At 58.4% G+C, this 16,103-nt stretch carries 12 protein-coding genes; 4 read left to right on the forward strand and 8 right to left on the reverse strand.

The window, feature by feature from the left end; genetic code table 11:
- Nucleotides 1-88 precede the first annotated feature (88 nt).
- The 4 genes from A15D_RS00050 to A15D_RS00065 all read left to right on the forward strand — a co-directional run bounded on the left by A15D_RS00050 (nucleotide 89) and on the right by A15D_RS00065 (nucleotide 4,892).
- Nucleotides 89-2,134, forward strand: coding sequence for a M13 family metallopeptidase (locus A15D_RS00050; RefSeq protein WP_158245766.1), 2,046 nt, complete (start codon nucleotides 89-91; stop codon nucleotides 2,132-2,134).
- Between the two features lie 87 nt (nucleotides 2,135-2,221).
- Entirely contained in the window at nucleotides 2,222-3,136 is a 915-nt protein-coding gene (locus A15D_RS00055; protein WP_102790258.1) for a glutathione S-transferase family protein, read from the forward strand.
- 43 nt (nucleotides 3,137-3,179) lie between these two features.
- Nucleotides 3,180-4,463: a porin gene (locus A15D_RS00060; protein ID WP_102790259.1), complete on the forward strand. Its 1,284-nt coding sequence runs from the start codon at nucleotides 3,180-3,182 to the stop codon at nucleotides 4,461-4,463.
- A gap of 12 nt (nucleotides 4,464-4,475) precedes the next feature.
- On the forward strand, nucleotides 4,476-4,892 hold the full coding sequence (locus A15D_RS00065; RefSeq protein ID WP_102790260.1) for a hypothetical protein: 417 nt from the start codon (nucleotides 4,476-4,478) through the stop codon (nucleotides 4,890-4,892).
- A gap of 33 nt (nucleotides 4,893-4,925) precedes the next feature.
- Here the strand turns inward: A15D_RS00065 and A15D_RS00070 are convergent, their stop codons facing one another.
- The 8 genes from A15D_RS00070 to A15D_RS00105 form a co-directional block, all read right to left on the reverse strand.
- Entirely contained in the window at nucleotides 4,926-6,878 is a 1,953-nt protein-coding gene (locus A15D_RS00070; RefSeq protein WP_102790261.1) for a monovalent cation:proton antiporter family protein, read from the reverse strand.
- 60 nt (nucleotides 6,879-6,938) lie between these two features.
- Nucleotides 6,939-7,730, reverse strand: a complete 792-nt coding sequence (locus tag A15D_RS00075) for an endo alpha-1,4 polygalactosaminidase (RefSeq protein WP_102790262.1) — start codon at nucleotides 7,728-7,730, stop codon at nucleotides 6,939-6,941.
- Nucleotides 7,731-7,885: 155 nt separating this feature from the next.
- A complete protein-coding gene (locus tag A15D_RS00080) occupies nucleotides 7,886-8,836 on the reverse strand; it encodes a spore coat U domain-containing protein (RefSeq protein ID WP_102790263.1) in 951 nt (316 codons plus the stop codon).
- Nucleotides 8,833-9,531 carry a molecular chaperone gene (locus A15D_RS00085; RefSeq protein WP_102790264.1) on the reverse strand — a complete coding sequence of 233 codons (699 nt, stop codon included), beginning with the start codon at nucleotides 9,529-9,531 and terminating at the stop codon, nucleotides 8,833-8,835. The genes A15D_RS00080 and A15D_RS00085 overlap by 4 nt, the downstream gene beginning before the upstream one ends.
- A 12-nt stretch (nucleotides 9,532-9,543) precedes the next feature.
- Nucleotides 9,544-12,027: a fimbria/pilus outer membrane usher protein gene (locus A15D_RS00090; RefSeq protein ID WP_146026815.1), complete on the reverse strand. Its 2,484-nt coding sequence runs from the start codon at nucleotides 12,025-12,027 to the stop codon at nucleotides 9,544-9,546.
- A 56-nt stretch (nucleotides 12,028-12,083) separates the two neighbouring features.
- Nucleotides 12,084-12,596 (reverse strand): spore coat protein U domain-containing protein, encoded by a 513-nt coding sequence (locus tag A15D_RS00095; RefSeq protein ID WP_158245767.1) that lies wholly within the window; start codon nucleotides 12,594-12,596, stop codon nucleotides 12,084-12,086.
- Between the two features lie 231 nt (nucleotides 12,597-12,827).
- The gene (locus tag A15D_RS00100) at nucleotides 12,828-14,258 is read right to left on the reverse strand and encodes an aldehyde dehydrogenase family protein (RefSeq protein WP_102790267.1); all 1,431 of its coding nucleotides are present in this window, start codon (nucleotides 14,256-14,258) and stop codon (nucleotides 12,828-12,830) included.
- Between the two features lie 130 nt (nucleotides 14,259-14,388).
- Entirely contained in the window at nucleotides 14,389-16,029 is a 1,641-nt protein-coding gene (locus tag A15D_RS00105; RefSeq protein WP_022984001.1) for an acetolactate synthase large subunit, read from the reverse strand.
- Nucleotides 16,030-16,103 lie beyond the last annotated feature (74 nt).

Here is a 16,103-nt window from a genome sequence, read left to right on the forward strand (position 1 = left end):
TTTGTCTGTTAACACGCTAGCAAATTGACCGCTGCTGGCCTTTAATCGTCCTGCAGACATGGATAGCTGGACCGAATTGGGGGCAAGGATGTGGAAGCAGGTAACGATCACGGCGGTTTTGGCGCTGGTCGGGTTGGGTTGCCAGGACACAGGGCAGGATAAAGCCCCCAAGACAGCGTCGCTGGGGGCATGGGGGGTGGAAACCCGATTTATCAACCCGCTGATTCAGCCCGGCGATGATTTCTTTCGTTATGTGAATGACGGCTGGCTGGAGAGCGCGGTGATTCCGGAAGGGTTGCCGCGGATGGATTCCTTTATTTCTCTTAGTCTGCGTACCGAACAGCAGCTGCAGCAGATCATCGAAGATCTTCCTGCCGAGAGGCGGGCGCCAGGCAGCAGCGAACAGCAGTTGGCCGATTTGCATGCCAGTTTCATGGATCTGGAACAGCGTGAAACTCAGGGGCTGACGGGGCTCAAAGCGGGGCTCGCGATGATTGCAGACGCGGCGAATCATGCTGCTTTGTTACCCTTAATGGCCCGGCCGGGGTTTCCTGCGGTGGCCGATTTTTCCATTCTGTTGGATCCGGATGACCCGTCCGGCTACCGGCTGTTTCTGTCCCAGTCAGGCACAGGCTTGCCCAGCCGCGATTACTACTTGAGTGATGAGGCGCCTTATCCGGCGCTGCGCGATGCGTACGTGGACTATGTCGCCGCGACTCTGGGGCGTGCAGGAGCAGGGGCGTCAACAGACACGGCGCGTGCCGTGCTGGATTTTGAAACCGCGCTTGCCAGGGTGCACTGGACACCCGCCCAGAGTCGTGACGTGATCCGTAATACCCATCGGATGACACCGGCCGAGCTGCAAGCCTATGCGCCGCAGATCGACTGGTTGGCGTTGTTGGCCGCGGCGGATATTCCAGAGCCTTCGTCGATGATTGTCTCTAACGATACGGCGGTCAGAGACGGCGCGCAGTTATTTGCCTCTGCCTCATTGGAGACGGTGAGGGCCTGGATGCAGTTTCATTACCTGGACGGGTTTGCCCAGTATTTGGGAGACGCCTGGCGTGAAGCGCATTTTGATTTTCACCAGCGCACTCTGGCGGGGATCAGCAAGCCCCGCTCACTGGATCGGCAGGCATTGCAGTTCCTCAGTCATTACCTGGGGGAGCCGTTGGGCAAGCTCTATGTGGAGCGTTATTTTCCTGCAGACAGCAAGGTCGCGATGGAATCCATGGTGGCTCACCTGCGGGAAGCCTTCAGCGAGCGGATCCGGGAAAACCCCTGGATGGATCAGGCTACCCGTGAGCAGGCATTTGCCAAACTGGGAGCGTTCACTTCGCATATCGGTTACCCCGACCGCTGGCATGACCTGAGCGGTATCCGCATTGATCCGGCGGACCTTGTGGGCAATATTCAGCGGATTCGCGAATGGCAGATGACCGATGCGATCAGCAAGCTGGATGAGCCGGCTCGTGATTGGGAGTGGGGTATGACCCCGCAGACCATTAACGCCTATTACTCTGCCAGCCATAACGAGATTGTGTTTCCGGCGGCGATTCTGCAACCACCGTTTTTTGATCCTGCCGCAGACCCGGCCGTGAATTACGGCGCCATTGGTATGGTGATCGGTCATGAAATCAGTCATGGCTTCGACGATCAGGGTAGCCGCTATAACGGTATGGGGCAGTTGGATAACTGGTGGAGTGCTCCGTCGAGACAACAGTTTGAGGCTCGTGCCAATCGTCTTGTCGAGCAGTACAACCAGTATCGACCGCTGCCAGATCTGACGGTGAATGGGCGCCTGACACTGGGGGAAAATATTGGTGACCTGGGGGGCATTTCCGTGGCTTATGCTGCCCTGGAAAAAATGCTGGTGGATCATCCGGAAGTGGATCAGAAGAAAGATGGCTTCACCGCGCGTCAGCGTTTTTTTCTGGGCTATGCCCAGCTATGGCGTGCGCTGTACAAGGATGAACACCTTCGCCAGCTAGTACTCACCAATCCCCATAGCCCCAATGAGTTTCGGGTAAACGGTGTGGTGAGGAATGTGGATGCCTGGTACGAGGCCTTTGAGGTGACGGAGCAGCAAGTGTTGTTCCTTCCGCCAGGGCAACGGGTGGATCTCTGGCAGTGATGACCGTTCAGGTCAATTACTGATAGTGGGGGACATTGACGGTTTTCAGTCAGAGGCCCACGCTGGGATCAGTCTTTGGGGGGCATCATGTCTGAACTGGTATTGCATCATTATCCGTTGTCACCGTTTTCGGAAAAAATTCGCGCCATGCTCGGCTACACCGGCTTGCAGTGGTGTTCGGTAATCACCAGCGAAATGCCGCCGCGTCCCTTGCTGGCGCCGCTGGCGGGAGGCTACCGCAAGATACCCGTGGCACAGATAGGCGCGGATGTGTTTTGTGACACCCGCACCATTACCCAGCAGATCGCGATGCTCTCAGGGCGTCCTCTGCTCAGCCTGGAAGGGGTGGATGACGAGATTCGGGCGTTTGTGAAAGAGGCCGATCTGACCCTGTTTCTGGCCTGTATTCTTTCCTCCACCAGCCTCAAGCTGAACATCAAACTGTTTCGAAGTTTTTCCTTGCTGTCTCTGTTTCGGTTCTTCCGTGACAGGATACAGATTGGTCGCACGTCTTCAGTGCCGCGTATGGGGCTGGGGGAGGCCCGGCGCCGGGTGCGTGAGCATCTGGCCGATATGGAAGCGCGGCTGGCCCGTCGCCAATGGTTGTTCGCAGATGAGCCCTGTATCGCGGATTTCAGTGCCTACCACGGGCTATGGTTTTTGACCGATGTGGCGGAAAGTTCGCTGGTCAAAGATTACCCTGCGGTAGAGCAATGGATGCAGCGGATACGCGCATTTGGCCACGGAGTCAGTGTTGAAATCACGGGTGAAGCGGCACTCAGTATGGCGCGTCAGGCAGAACCTGAAACGCTTGAAGGCAAAGAGGATCCGTTATTGGGGCGTGAAGTGATTGTGGCGCCGGATGATTATGCCCAGGTGCCCACAAGAGGCATTCTGGTTGCGGTCACTGAATCCGAATGGGTGCTGGCAATCAATAATTTAGCTGTCGAAACGGTTCACGTGCATTTTCCCAGACAGGGGTTCCAACTGGAATCGGCCTGACAGGAAAAATCAGGGACCGCACTACAATAAAAAGAGGGAAATAATGAGAAACAGGCGATATTGGCTGGGGGCCCTGGCGCTCACGGCATCGGGGGCGGTGTGTGCGGACCAGGCACTCACCATGGAAGAACTGGACAGGCGGCTGGCCTCGCTGGAAGAAAGCTCCGCGTCATCTGCCGCGAGTTCGGTGTCCGACCGCATTAGCATTAACGGGTTTATCACCTACGGGGTAACCCGCCATAACGTTCACCAGAATCAGGGGCCGGGCGGTCCCGGTCCGCTGGCAAACCCCAGCGCGGGCGAACCCTTTTTCTATCGTGAACGGACCACTGACGATATTTCCCATCGGGAGTTGTCCCGGGTGGGGGTGCAGATCAATGCCGAGATCAATGAGCGCACCAAGGCGGTAATGCAGATTCTGGCACGGGGTCGTGACAACTACGATGCTGAAGCTCAGTGGGCCTATATCGATTACGCCATTACGCCGTCCCTGCATTGGCGTGGTGGCCGCTTGATGCTGCCCAACTCAATGCATTCCCAGTATCTGAATGTAGGTTATGCCTATCACTGGGCGGCACTGCCCAGCGAGGTGTATGACATTGTGCCGTTCGATACCATGGATGGCATGGATCTCACCTGGAGTTTCCGAACCGGCAACATTTCCCATGATTTGAGCGCCTTCTACGGTAGCCTGGATGTCCCGGATAACACCTTGCCGTTCACGGTGGTGTATGAAGGGCGCAACTACACCGGGATCAATCTTCGTTCGCGCTGGAACGATTTTTCTACCTGGTTGAGCTACAGCCATTCGGAATTGAGTGCAGATTTGTCTGCCGGTGGGCTGGCCTCTGCCTCGCTGGATGGCGTGCCGATCCATGGCAATAGTGTTGGCGTGCAGTACGACAATGGTTCGCTGGTGTTTATGGCGGAACGCTCATCACTGGTGCCGCATGCCTGGTTCCCGGAGCGCTGGGGCGGGTACGTGACCTCCGGTTACCGGTTTGGCAAGTGGATGCCGCATGTGACCTGGGGGGCCACCAATTCCCACGACAACTCCGCCGTGTTCAGCAGTGGTAATCCGGTCAATGCCTCACTGACTCAGGCCAATATGGTTCGCTCCAAGAGCTGGACCCTGGGGCTGCGTTACGATATTGCCCCGGGTGTGGATGTGAAGCTCGAAGCCCAGCAGTTCTACGACATGAGCAACGACAAGCTCCTGGAAACCGGCAGCAACGTGAACGGTATGTTTACGACCAGCACGTCGGCGGGAGCCATTGAACGCGATGATCCTACGGTTTATCGCATCACTGTTGATGCTGTGTTTTAAGGGGGCGACATCATGAAAAAATTACAATGGCTGGCTTCCCTTATCCTGTTTCTGCCAATGGTAGTGATGGCGGATATTGTTGTGGTCGTCGACAAGGACTCACCGATTACTTCCATCAGTCAGAACCAGATCCGGCAGGTTTATCTGGAAGGCGGCGGCAAGGTCGATGGGGTGTATGTGAAGCCTCTGGATCTGCCTGAGCAGGACAAGCTGCGTGACCGTTTCTATCAGGATACGGTTGGCAAGACACCGGCACAGATGAAGTCTTACTGGGCGCGGATGATCTTCACCGGCCGCGGTGTCCCGCCGCGCAGTGTGTCTGGCGTTTCTGCCATGAAAGTCATGCTGGAAAACAACCCGGAACTGATCGGCTATTTACCGGCCAATCAGGTGTCCGGCAATCTGCGGGTGCTTCACCAGATCCGCTAGCTTGAACAGGGGGTGTTGCGTTCCCCTCTGGAGTCAGCCGAGTAGCAATTTGCTCTCGGCTGCCTCTACCGCATCCAGTGCGCCGTAAAGAATCACGGTGTCATCCTTGAGCAAGATAACATCCCCTGCCGGGTTTTCGCGGGTTTGCCCATCGCGCTTGATGGCCCGGATTTCCACGTCTTTCAACGGACACTCCCCGATGCTTCTGCCAATGCTGCGAGCCTGTTCGGTCAGAGTGACGGCATGAAGCAGACGGTAGGGGTTGCCGGCGCTATCTGCTGTCGGAAAACTGTCGCCATGGTAGTAGCCTTGCAGCATCCGATATCGGTCGCGACGGGTTTTTCTCAACGTGGCCAGCACCCGATCGAACGGTACGTCCAGCATCATCAGCGCGTGAGCTACCAGCATCAAGGATGCTTCCAGCACTTCAGGTACCACTTCTGCAGCACCGGCTTCGGTCAATGCGTCCAGATGGGTGTCGTCACGGGTTCTGACCAACACCTGGATATCCGGATTAATGTCGCGGGCAGTGAGGGTAATTCGTTCGGCCAGTCTGGCATTGTCGAAGGTCACGACCAGCAGCCGGGCACGGTGTATGCCCGCTTTTTCCAGAATGTCCTTGCGGCTGGCGTCGCCGAACAGGATGCGTTCTCCTGCAGCGCTGGCCTCTTGTAACCGCACCAGATCCATATCGACGGCAATTGCCTGATGATGAAAGCGAGTCAGGTAACGCATCAGATTCTGGCCGACGCGGCCGTAGCCACACAAAATGACATGGCCAGATACTTCGGGGGGAAGCGGGTGTTCTTTGGGAACTTGCATCCATGGGCTGAGGATGCTGCGGGTGAGTCGTCCACTTTTCTGGATCAGCGCGGGGGTGACCGCCATGGTGAGTACGGTGATGGACACCAGCAAGCCTGCCTTGCCCGGTGTCATGATCTGGTGCGATACCGCCAGTGCCACCAGTACAAAACCGAACTCCCCGCACTGGGACAAGATAAGACCACTACGCAGTGCGTTGTCGGTTCTTTCCCCCAGGAGTTTCAGTAGAACCGTCACTGTCGCAGCCTTGAACAACATGATGGTGGCTGCGGCGAGCAGGATCCAGTGCCATTGATCTGCAAAGAGATCCGGGTCTACCAGCATGCCTACACTGATAAAGAACAACCCCAGCAAGAGGTCCCGAAAGGGACGAAGGTCCGCTTCGATCTGGTGACGGAAATGACTCTCGCCGAGCATCATGCCAGCCAGAAAAGCACCCAGCGCCATGGACAATCCCATCCAGTGAGTCACCCAGGCGGCCACCAGTGCCAACAGTAAGGCCGTCATGACAAAGACTTCGTCCGAGCGGGTGCGGCCGGTTTCTTCCAGCAGGCGTGGCAGCACCCACTTGCCGGCAACAAAGATCCCGGCGAACAGCAGTAGCGATTTTCCCAGGGTTACACCGACCATTTGCCCCAATTGTTCACTGTCGCCTTGGGCAAAGATCGGCAGCATGACCAACATGATAACTGCCGCCAGATCCTGGAAGAGCAGGATCCCGGTAGCGGAGCGACCATAGCTGGTGTTGACGGCGCCGCGACCAATGATTTCCCGTATCACGATGGCAGTGGAAGAAAGCGCCAGCGCGCAGCCTGTGATAATAGAGGTGATCGAAGAGAATCCAAGGCACTGCATCACCAGGAAAACAGCTCCTCCGGTCAGCAGTACCTGCAGGGGCCCCGCGCCGAAAACGACTCGCCGTAGTGTCAGTAATTGCGGGATGGAAAACTCCAACCCCAAGGTAAACAGCAGGAAGACAATGCCGAATTCTGCGAGATGCTGGATGTTTTCCAGATCCTGGACCCAGCCAAAGCCGAAGGGGCCTGCGGCAAGGCCGCACATCAGATAAGCGAGAATGGGGGGCATGTGTAGCCGCCGGAATAGCACTACGGCGGCAACCGCAGAGCCCAGCAGTACAACAATCAGCGTGAGAGCATCCTGCATGTTTCTGGATATCCTTCTTCAGAATACCCAGTGTACCAGCAGTTGAAGCTTCGGGGTGTGTCAGTCGTTGCAGGTGAAACGGAAGCTGTCGTCCAGGGCCAAAGGTAAGGTCAGGGAACGGAACTGTAACGCAGCCATTTCTTCACAATGCCCGGCACGGGCACCGCTATCCAGATACAGATAGTCGATATGCAGTACTGGTTTACCCGCCTCGATGAAGGGTGTCAGCAGGTGGCATTCCTGCCACTGGTGGCAGGATTCGTTGACCGCGAAATCCACGTGGGGGAGCAGTTCTTGCACCTGGCCGAGGTCATTCTTCAAGGACACGGCCAGCCCCTCGGCGTGGGCTCGATCAAACAGAAAACGGTTGTAATCCAGTTGGCTCTGGTAGGTCAGCGCAAAGCCGGTGCGATTGCTGTAGCCGTCCACGTTATCCGGGTCTACCCCGTCGCAGCCGCGCTCGGCCGCCAGGGCGATGCGGTCTGCCATGATGTCGCGCACATTGGCTGAGCGGGTATCCAGCCAGCGTTCGCCGGGCCAGTTGCCCAGACGGCGGCCCTTGTCTGTGGCGAGGAAACGATTGGCATCGTCCCGCCAGTCTTCGAAGCTGCCAGCCGAAAAGTAACAGATGACCTTGCGGCCACTGGCTTGCAGATCATTGATCACTGCCTGAGGCGTATCAAACAGATCGAGAATATACAGGTCGGCAGGGTAGCCGGTGTTAGGCGGTCCCTGAAGTTGTATTTGCCAGTTCACATCCACGGCAGGTTGGTACCACGCGGGCGGGGTCTCGGTCTGGGGAGTCAGCAGGCTTGAAATGGCGCCTGACAACATGCCTAGGGAGGAGCTCATGGTGCACGTCCACAGTGACGGGTGATAACGAATGCCACTGATGGTAGGTCGGCGGGGGGAGAAAAAATGTGGTCGATTCGCGCTATTTTTGTAACGCCTTGGTGCAATTACGCATAACTGCGCGCGCGCTTATTCCGTGCGAGTGATCAAGAGGCTTAAAACGTGACTTCCACTGTGACGGTGTCCCGGTAACTGCCGACTTCGGCATTGGCGTCAGCAAACACCCGGCCGAACACGGTGAATGACAGTCCGGTACCTGGACCCTGACCGGTACCACTTTGGCGCTCGCCTGCACTGTTGCCCCAGCGCAGGGAGCGGCCCGCGTCGCGGTAGAGTTCATAGCTGACCAGATAACTGCCATTGCTCAAGTTGCGCTGGCCGTGACTGCCGTTGCTCAGCCCCACCAGAAAATCTGTGCTGTTACTGCAACGCACGGAAACGGTGGATTCACTGTCGGCTTGGGTTAGCGGGGTGTTACGGGTGCCGAAATCCAGATCGGTGGCGCTCACCTGACACTGGTCGGGAATGGTGGCACGGGCGGTGAGTGTATAGGTGCCGGTGGTTGCACCTGCACCGCTGTTGCAGCTCTGGTTAAGACCTCCGGTTCGCACACGCACCTGCGAACCCGTCATCAGTGTCTGGTGGGTCTCGGCACGGGTAGTGGCGGGGAGGGGGCGCGGTAATTGCCCGTAAAGGGTTACGGTGCCGCTAGTGTTAAAGGTGAACCAGGGCATGTCTACGTTGATGCCCATGCCGGCGTTAGTGGTCGTTCCCGGTTGTCCGATCACGGTAGCGTGGGCGGGTGATGTGTAGACGTTAAAAGGGATTGCCGGGGGCTGGCCACTGATCGCATCCAGATAGCGGGGCAATTGGTTATTGCTGCTGTCGTTAGCCAGGTGAATGCATATCGTATTTTGCTGCGACTCGAACCAGCCACGGCTGCAGCTCCAGTTCAGGGTCACCTGGCTGGTGACGGCGCCGCCGGTAAATGGGTCAACGGTGCCGAAATCCAGCACCGGGGCGCCCTGCACGGAACACTCGACTGCTGCGTGCAGCGGGGCAGACAGCGTCGTGGCGAACAAGAGAAACAGGATTGCCCTTTTCATGTGGGGTCCCCACTGATGGTCAGGTTCGCAGGTTGTCCATTCACGTTAAAGTGCAATTGCCGCAATGTGCTGCGGTCGATGCCTTTGGGAAGCGACAATAACAAGGAGCGATCCGGCAAGGCATAACCGGCCAATCCGGGCTTCAATTCCAGTGGCGGGGCGCTGGCCAGCCCCTGACCCTGCACATCGCTGAGGCGGGCATGGCCGGTGCCATGGTTATCAATGCGGATGCCATCGGCAGCCCAGTGGGCACTCAGTGCAGGTTGTTGAGCATCGTCGCCGACAAACACGGGTACGGATAAACGCAGCAGTACCTTGAGTTGGGCTCCGCTGTCGGATTCGGTGTCAGGAATCTCGCTGATAATGAGCCGGTAACTTTTTTCCTTGTCACTGACGGTGGGTTGCTGGCGGATGATGCGCACTACCTGATCGGTGTTGCCAGGAATCATGGTGACCGGCGGTGTGACCACAAGATCCTGTTGCTGACGCAGTTGTTGTTGTCCGTCCACCTGATCCCAGGCCAGTAACTGCAACTGGTAGAAGCCTTCTGACGATGCGTTGTTGGTCAGTGTGAAGGTGGCATTGGCCTGATTGGGGGCCAGTGTCAGCCGGATTGGGGCAACCGTGAGCTGGCCAGCACAGGACAGGCCCGGCAGCAGGATAAGCAGGGCAAGCAAGGCGCTAAGGGTCTTCATTCCATTCTCCGTTCACGGGGTGGTCTGTTGCTGTGCAGGGGAGGACGGCGACAGACAGGTATAGGGCCCCAAGCGAGGCAAGGTGCCCGGGTTCGGCACAAAGTCGAGTCGAACCGTACACAGGCTACCGTTGCTGATAATACCAATTTCGTTTTCACCTTCGTGCAAACCTTGCAGGAAGGCTTCGCCGTCATAACCAACCAGGGTGGCGTTGGCATCGCTGTGCAAGACCCGCGCACCCGCCGGTACCGGGCTGCCGTCTTCGCGAACCAATACCAGTATCGCGCTGTGTTGTTGTTCAATGGCGAACCGTGCAGTGACGCCAGCTAGTTCCGCAGGCTTGATAATCAGATCGGTCTCGCTGAGTTGGGCATCCATGGGCAGGTCGTCAATGTCGATAGTCAATTTGTTATCGGTGTAAGGGATCAGGTCCGGTAACAGCAGGCGCCCACGGTGGTTGGTGTGGCCAATGATTCGGTTGGCGCGTCGCACAGGCAGGTCGGCAAAGCCGCCTGCATCCACGATGGCAAAACTGTTGTTCATGGTGTTGGCGGCGAACAGATCACCGTAGTTGGTGACGACTGATCCGCTCAGGTTGGCAAAGCTGTTGGTCTGGCCATTATCGCCATACACGCCTGCTTGCAAATCCGCGTAGGGGGTCCACCAGCGGGCGCTGGCACGGTGTGCCCCATCGCTTTGCGGGCTCATGGCCAGGTCCCAGCCGAGATCCCAGAATTCGTCTACCCGCTGGCTGAGGGTGGCGATGGATTGGGTGTCACCGCTTTCTTCATCATGAGTGACTTGAAGGCCGCTCTGCAGCGGGCGCTTGCCTGGGCGGTCCAGGAACAGATTGAGCCCGGCGCTCCAGGTTCGGTCACTGCTGTCATCCAGATTCTGGTTAACGCTGAGTGTCAGAGACAGACGTTTTTGCAGGGTACGGCTATGCCCGAGCACCAGAAAACGGCTGCGTTCGCCGCGGAACAGCCGGGTATCGAGATAGGTGGCATTGAGGCTGCCGTAACGGTCCAGATTCAGGCTGCCGTTCAGCTGCAAGGTGCTCTTGATGGAGGGGCGAACATCCAGACTATTGCTTAGATCGCGGTATCCCTGATTGCGGCGTGTGTACTGGCCGCTTACGCCGAATCGCCGGGTACGAAACTCATGGCCGATGTTCCACTGAATGCCCTGTGAATCGTCATCTTGTCCGTGGGCCAGGGCTATATTGCTGACGCCCCACAGCCCCGGCCGTGCGACCAGCCCAAGGCCGGCATTGACCAGGGTGTCACTGACATTGGCTGTGCTTTCCAGTGTGTATTGCGGGGTCATCCCGTAACGGGCGATACCGGTAGCGACAGGCTGCCCGTCGTAATCGTTGGAGCGCTGCCCATAAAAGCGTCGCGGGGTGCCGATGCTGGCTGAGTAATCCCACAGCCCTTCGCGCAACAAGGTCGGGCTGACATAAAACGGGACGGTGTTGGTGACTTGGCGCCCAAGGGTATCGGTGGTTACCACTTGTACTTCACCCAGTCCGGTAATGCGTGGCGAGGTTTCCAACACAAAGGGCCCGGGTTGCACGGTCTGGTCGGCCAGCCGCAGATCGTTGACAAAGACCTCGAGCGCTGATGGCAGTGTGGCTGATCCGCTGATTGACGGGAGGGGGAAGGTGATCAGGTCAGGGCGGGACGCAAAGTTTCTTGATAGCTGCAGCCCAGCCAACCGTACTGACGGTGTCCAGGCCAGTGCGCCACTGAGGGTGTCGCCGGCTATCCAGGTCTGCATTCGGTCAATACGGGTATAACGCCAGTAGCTATCAAGTCGGACGTAATCACCCTTGTTGTCAGGCATGGCATCGTCCCAGCGCACGACACCGCTACTGCTGACGGCCCCCCAATCGTCGAATAGACGCAGCTCGTGGCTGGCGGAGGTGTTCTGCCCGCCACTCTCATACCAGGTGCCGTAGGCATCGTAGTTAAGCAAGGCGCCGCGGCCCCGCTGTAGTGGCGTGGTGCTGGCATTCAGACCGGCACTCAGTGACTGTTCGGGCAACCAATCTGCTGGCACCACCAGACTGATCTGCTGCGCGTTATTGTCATAGCGACCGGCAATGCCAAGATCATCCAGTGACTGCCATTGCTCGCTGCTGGCGGGCAGGGCCACACCAAGCGCCGCCAATGCTTCGGTATCCACGGCAAGCTCTTCCCCATAGACCTGCACCGGTAGCATCTGGCTGGTGGTGGATCCATTGAGGATCAGGGCAGGGTAGGCAATAAAGGCGTGCTGGCTTTGCCCCCGCGCCTGGGCGCGCAGCTGGGCGATATCCGAGAGGGAGTATTGCTGGCGCAGGGAAACCAGGTTATCGGTGTTGAGTTGGGCAAGGTGTGTTTCCTCTGCCTTGGCTGTCGACAGACAGACAAGCAATACCGCGCTCAGGCAAACCTGGCGGTTTGCAGCGTACGGGGCGGCAGGGCGGAATCGCGATGCGAACAGCCTGGGCACTGCAGGGGAGACTCCGCGCCTGTGCTGCCGTCGGGCAGCACAGGACGTGGTTCAGATCAGAACGTGACAGTCACAGTGACCGTGTCGCTCAGGTCCACACCGGTGTCGCCGTCAAGCGAATCCGCGGCGTTGATGGTCGGGGTCTGAGCCGGGATCAGGCCGTATACGGTGAAGTCCTGCTGGTTGCTGTCGCCGGTATCGGACACCAGGGTACCGGTGGTGTTTTCCCAGGCGGTGCTGTTGGCGCTGTCCTGATACAGCTCATAGCTGACTGAAGAACCGTTGGCGGAGGTCATGGCCCGGGTAGCGTTGGTGCCGCTCAAACCGATGTCATAGGCCGCGCCATTGGAGCAGGTCACGCTGACAGTACTGGTGCCAGTGATGCCACCGGTCACAACCTGGGCTTCGGTGGCATTGCCGAAATCCAGATCAGTGGCCTGATCAATGGTGCATGAGGCACGCAGGTTCAGCAGTACATCGAAATCTGCAGTATCCGTGGCGGCCTGGCTGGCCAGGGGGGAAGCAAGAAGGGCAGAGCCCAGTACGGCAAGCTTGATTGAGGCTTTCATTGAATTCTCCGATCCCGGTACAAGGATGAAATTAGTCGCAATTGCTCCGTGATTCTTGTCACGGTTTATTGTTAACACCGTGCAACGATAAGCAGGGGGCGCAGGGGGGTAAACGGACGGGGGGTGTAGTTGAGCAAAAAGGGGATGAACGGTATTCAGGTTGGTTTTATCGGTGGATATCATGGGATCAGCGGCCGACCGGCGAGGCTGGCCGGCCGCTGATACGACGGCTTACTGCGGTGTACGAATCACCAGTAGCCGCTCTTCGGTCATGTCGTTGATGGCCCAGCGGATCCCCTCGCGGCCCAGCCCGGAGTCTTTCACGCCGCCATAGGGCATGTTGTCGACCCGCCAGCTCGGCACGTCACCGATCACCACGCCTCCTACTTCCAATACATCCCAGGCTTTCTGGGCCTTGTACAGATCACGGGTGAAGATGCCCGCCTGTAGCCCGAACTTGGAATCGTTAATGGCTTGCAGGGCGGCGTCGAAATCGCTGAAGCGGCTGATCACGGCCACCGGGCCAAAGGCTTCTTCTTCCACAATCTGGGTGCCGGCCGGGGCATCTTCCAGCAGGGTGGCTTCCAGCATGGCACCATTGCGCTTGCCACCGGTGAGCAGGGTGGCGCCGGCGTCCACGGCTTCATTGATCCAGTTTTCCAGGCGGCTCGCTTCGCCTTCGGAAATCACCGGGCCAATAAAGGTGTCCTCATCCTTCGGGTCGCCCATTTTCAGGGACGCGGTCTTTTCCACCAGTTTCGCTTTCAGGGCGTCGTAGACCTTGTCGTGGATCATGATGCGCTGTACGCCGATGCAGCTCTGGCCTGACTGATAGAAAGCGCCAAACACAATGCGCTCGACCGCGTCGTTGAGGTCGGCATCTTCATCGACTACCACGGCGGCGTTACCGCCAAGTTCCAGAATCACCGGTTTCTTGCCGGCACGGGCTTTCAGGTCCCAGCCCACATCCGGGCTACCGGTGAAGCTCAGCAATTTGAAACGATCGTCGGTGGTGAACAGGTCGGCGCCGTCGCGGTGGCAGGGCAGTACCGAGAAGGCGCCCTTGGGCAGCGCGGTCTCCGCCAGCACTTCGCCGATGATGATGGCGCCAATGGGGGTTCGGCTGGCTGGCTTGAGTACAAAGGGGCAGCCGGCAGCGATGGCCGGGGCAACCTTGTGGGCCGCCAGGTTCAGGGGAAAGTTGAACGGTGAAATAAAGGAACAGGGACCAATGGGGACCCGTTTCACCATGCCCCGGTAGCCTTTGGCGCGGGCGGAAATTTCCAGGTTCAGCACTTCTCCCTCGATGCGTACGGCTTCTTCAGCGGCGACGCGGAAGGTGTCGATCAGGCGAGTCACTTCACCACGGGCATCCTTGATGGGTTTACCCGCTTCGATGCACAGGGCTTCGGCCAGTTCGTCAAACCGTTCCTGAAAACGTTTCACACAGTGATAGAGAATTTCCTGCCGCTCGTAGGGCGCCAGTGCGGCCATGGCGGCACTGGCCTTGTCGGCCGCCTCAATGGCTTGATCAATGGTGGCGGCATCAGCCATGGCCACGCGGGTGGCAACATCACCGCTGTATTTGTCGGTGACTTCCAGATCCTGGTTGGCGAACACGGCCTCGTTGGCCAGATAGTAGGGGTAAGCGTCTTTTAGCATGTTTGTTCCTTGATGGCGTTGGTGGGGCCATGAGGTGTTTGGCTATCTTTTAAAGCGTCGGACGTCGGACGTGCGACGCTACAATCAAACCCCGGACGGCGCAGGCTGCTTAAGCCGTCCGGGATGAAGATCAGAGCTTTCCGCTCAACTCACGAATTTCCTGGTTGAGAATGCGGTTGTTGTCGCGGTAGTCCACCGGGCAATCAATCACGTGTACGCCGCCAGCCTGATAACACTGCTCGATCAAGGGGGCGAGGCCGTCGGTGGATTCCACGCGGTGGCCATTGGCACCGTAGGAGCGGGCGTACTCCACGAAATCCGGGTTCTGGAAGTCGAGCCCAAAGTCCTGGAAATCCATGTCGCTTTGTTTCCACTTGATCATGCCGTAGCCGTCGTCGCGCAGAATCAGAATGACGATATCGAGTTTCATGCGCACCGCGGTTTCCAGCTCCTGGCTGTTCATCATGAACCCCCCGTCGCCGACGATGGCCATCACGCGGCGGTCCGGGTAGACCATTTTGGCGGCCATGCCGGAAGGCAGACCGGCCCCCATGGTGGCGAGGGCGTTATCGAGCAGCACGGTGTTGGGTTTGGTGGCGGGGTAGTTGCGCGCAAACCAGATTTTGTACATGCCGTTGTCGAGGGTCAGGATGCCGTCTTCCGGCATGATCTTGCGGATTTCATCGACCAGGCGTTGCGGGCGAATCGGGAAGCTGTCGTCGACGATGCCTTCACGGATGTGGTGTTGCAGCGCATCACGAATGCGATGGAAATCGGCAAAACTCCAGTGCTCCTGCGGCTCCAGACGCTCTTTCAATTGCCACAAGCTGTTGGCGATGTCGCCGATCACTTCAATCTGCGGGAAGTACACCGGGTCGACCTGGGCAGAATTGAAGTTGATGTGAACCACTTCGGCACCACCGGGGCGCATGAAAAACGGCGGCTTTTCTACCACGTCGTGACCGACGTTGATGATCAGGTCGGCCTGGTCGATGGCACGATGGACAAAGTCACCGGAGGACAGGGCTGTGTTGCCCAGGAAGTGCGGGCCGGTTTCATCGACCACGCCTTTGCCCATCTGGGTGGTAATCACCGGAATCCCCAGTTTCTCCACGAATTGCCGCAGCATCTTGCTGGTGAGCTTGCGGTTGGCGCCGGCGCCGGCCAGCAGCAGGGGCTTGCGTGCGCCCTGGATGGCTTCGATGGCCTTGCAGATCGCCTTGTCCTCGGCAATCGGGCGGCGAGTCATGCTGGGTTCGGTGACCGGCATGGTGGAGTGCTCGCGGGCGATGTCTTCCGGCAGTTCCAGATGGGTGGCGCCGGGACGTTCTTCCTGGGCCAGGCGAAACGCTTCGCGGATACGGGTGGGGATGGAATCACCGCTGACCACCTGCTTGGTGAACTTGGTCAGCGGGCGCATCATGTCGACCACATCGATGATCTGGAACTGGCCCTGCTTGCTGCTCTTGATCGGCTTTTGCCCGGTGATCATCACCATGGGCATGGCGCCCAGCTGGGCATAGGCGGCGGCGGTCACGAAGTTGGTGGCGCCGGGGCCGAGGGTCGACATACATACGCCAGCCTTGCCGGTCAGTCGGCCATAGGTGGAGGCCATAAAGCCGGCAGCCTGTTCGTGACGGGTAATCACCAGTTTGATCTTCGAGCCGCGCAGGGATTCCAGCAGGTCCAGGTTTTCCTCGCCGGGGATGGCGAACACGTGTTCTACGCCTTCGGCTTCCAGGGCACGGACGAACAAATCTGATGCTTTCATGTTTCTCTGTCTCCGGTTGTACCCGTCCGGCTCCCTGGCCGTTGCGGGCTCCACATAGGGTGGCAATCAAGTGT

Source organism: Alcanivorax sp. MD8A (assembly GCF_002888555.1).
Lineage (GTDB): Bacteria > Pseudomonadota > Gammaproteobacteria > Pseudomonadales > Alcanivoracaceae > Alcanivorax.

Excerpts from the sequence above, each read along its gene's own strand:
- A15D_RS00050 (WP_158245766.1), top strand. The coding sequence starts at position 89 with ATGTGGAAGCAGGTAACGATCACGGCGGTTTTGGCGCTGGTCGGGTTG.
- A15D_RS00055 (WP_102790258.1), top strand. The coding sequence starts at position 2,222 with ATGTCTGAACTGGTATTGCATCATTATCCGTTGTCACCGTTTTCGGAA.
- A15D_RS00060 (WP_102790259.1), top strand. The coding sequence starts at position 3,180 with ATGAGAAACAGGCGATATTGGCTGGGGGCCCTGGCGCTCACGGCATCG.
- A15D_RS00065 (WP_102790260.1), top strand. The coding sequence starts at position 4,476 with ATGAAAAAATTACAATGGCTGGCTTCCCTTATCCTGTTTCTGCCAATG.
- A15D_RS00070 (WP_102790261.1), bottom strand. The coding sequence starts at position 6,878 with ATGCAGGATGCTCTCACGCTGATTGTTGTACTGCTGGGCTCTGCGGTT.
- A15D_RS00075 (WP_102790262.1), bottom strand. The coding sequence starts at position 7,730 with ATGAGCTCCTCCCTAGGCATGTTGTCAGGCGCCATTTCAAGCCTGCTG.
- A15D_RS00080 (WP_102790263.1), bottom strand. The coding sequence starts at position 8,836 with ATGAAAAGGGCAATCCTGTTTCTCTTGTTCGCCACGACGCTGTCTGCC.
- A15D_RS00085 (WP_102790264.1), bottom strand. The coding sequence starts at position 9,531 with ATGAAGACCCTTAGCGCCTTGCTTGCCCTGCTTATCCTGCTGCCGGGC.
- A15D_RS00095 (WP_158245767.1), bottom strand. The coding sequence starts at position 12,596 with ATGAAAGCCTCAATCAAGCTTGCCGTACTGGGCTCTGCCCTTCTTGCT.
- A15D_RS00100 (WP_102790267.1), bottom strand. The coding sequence starts at position 14,258 with ATGCTAAAAGACGCTTACCCCTACTATCTGGCCAACGAGGCCGTGTTC.
- A15D_RS00105 (WP_022984001.1), bottom strand. The coding sequence starts at position 16,029 with ATGAAAGCATCAGATTTGTTCGTCCGTGCCCTGGAAGCCGAAGGCGTA.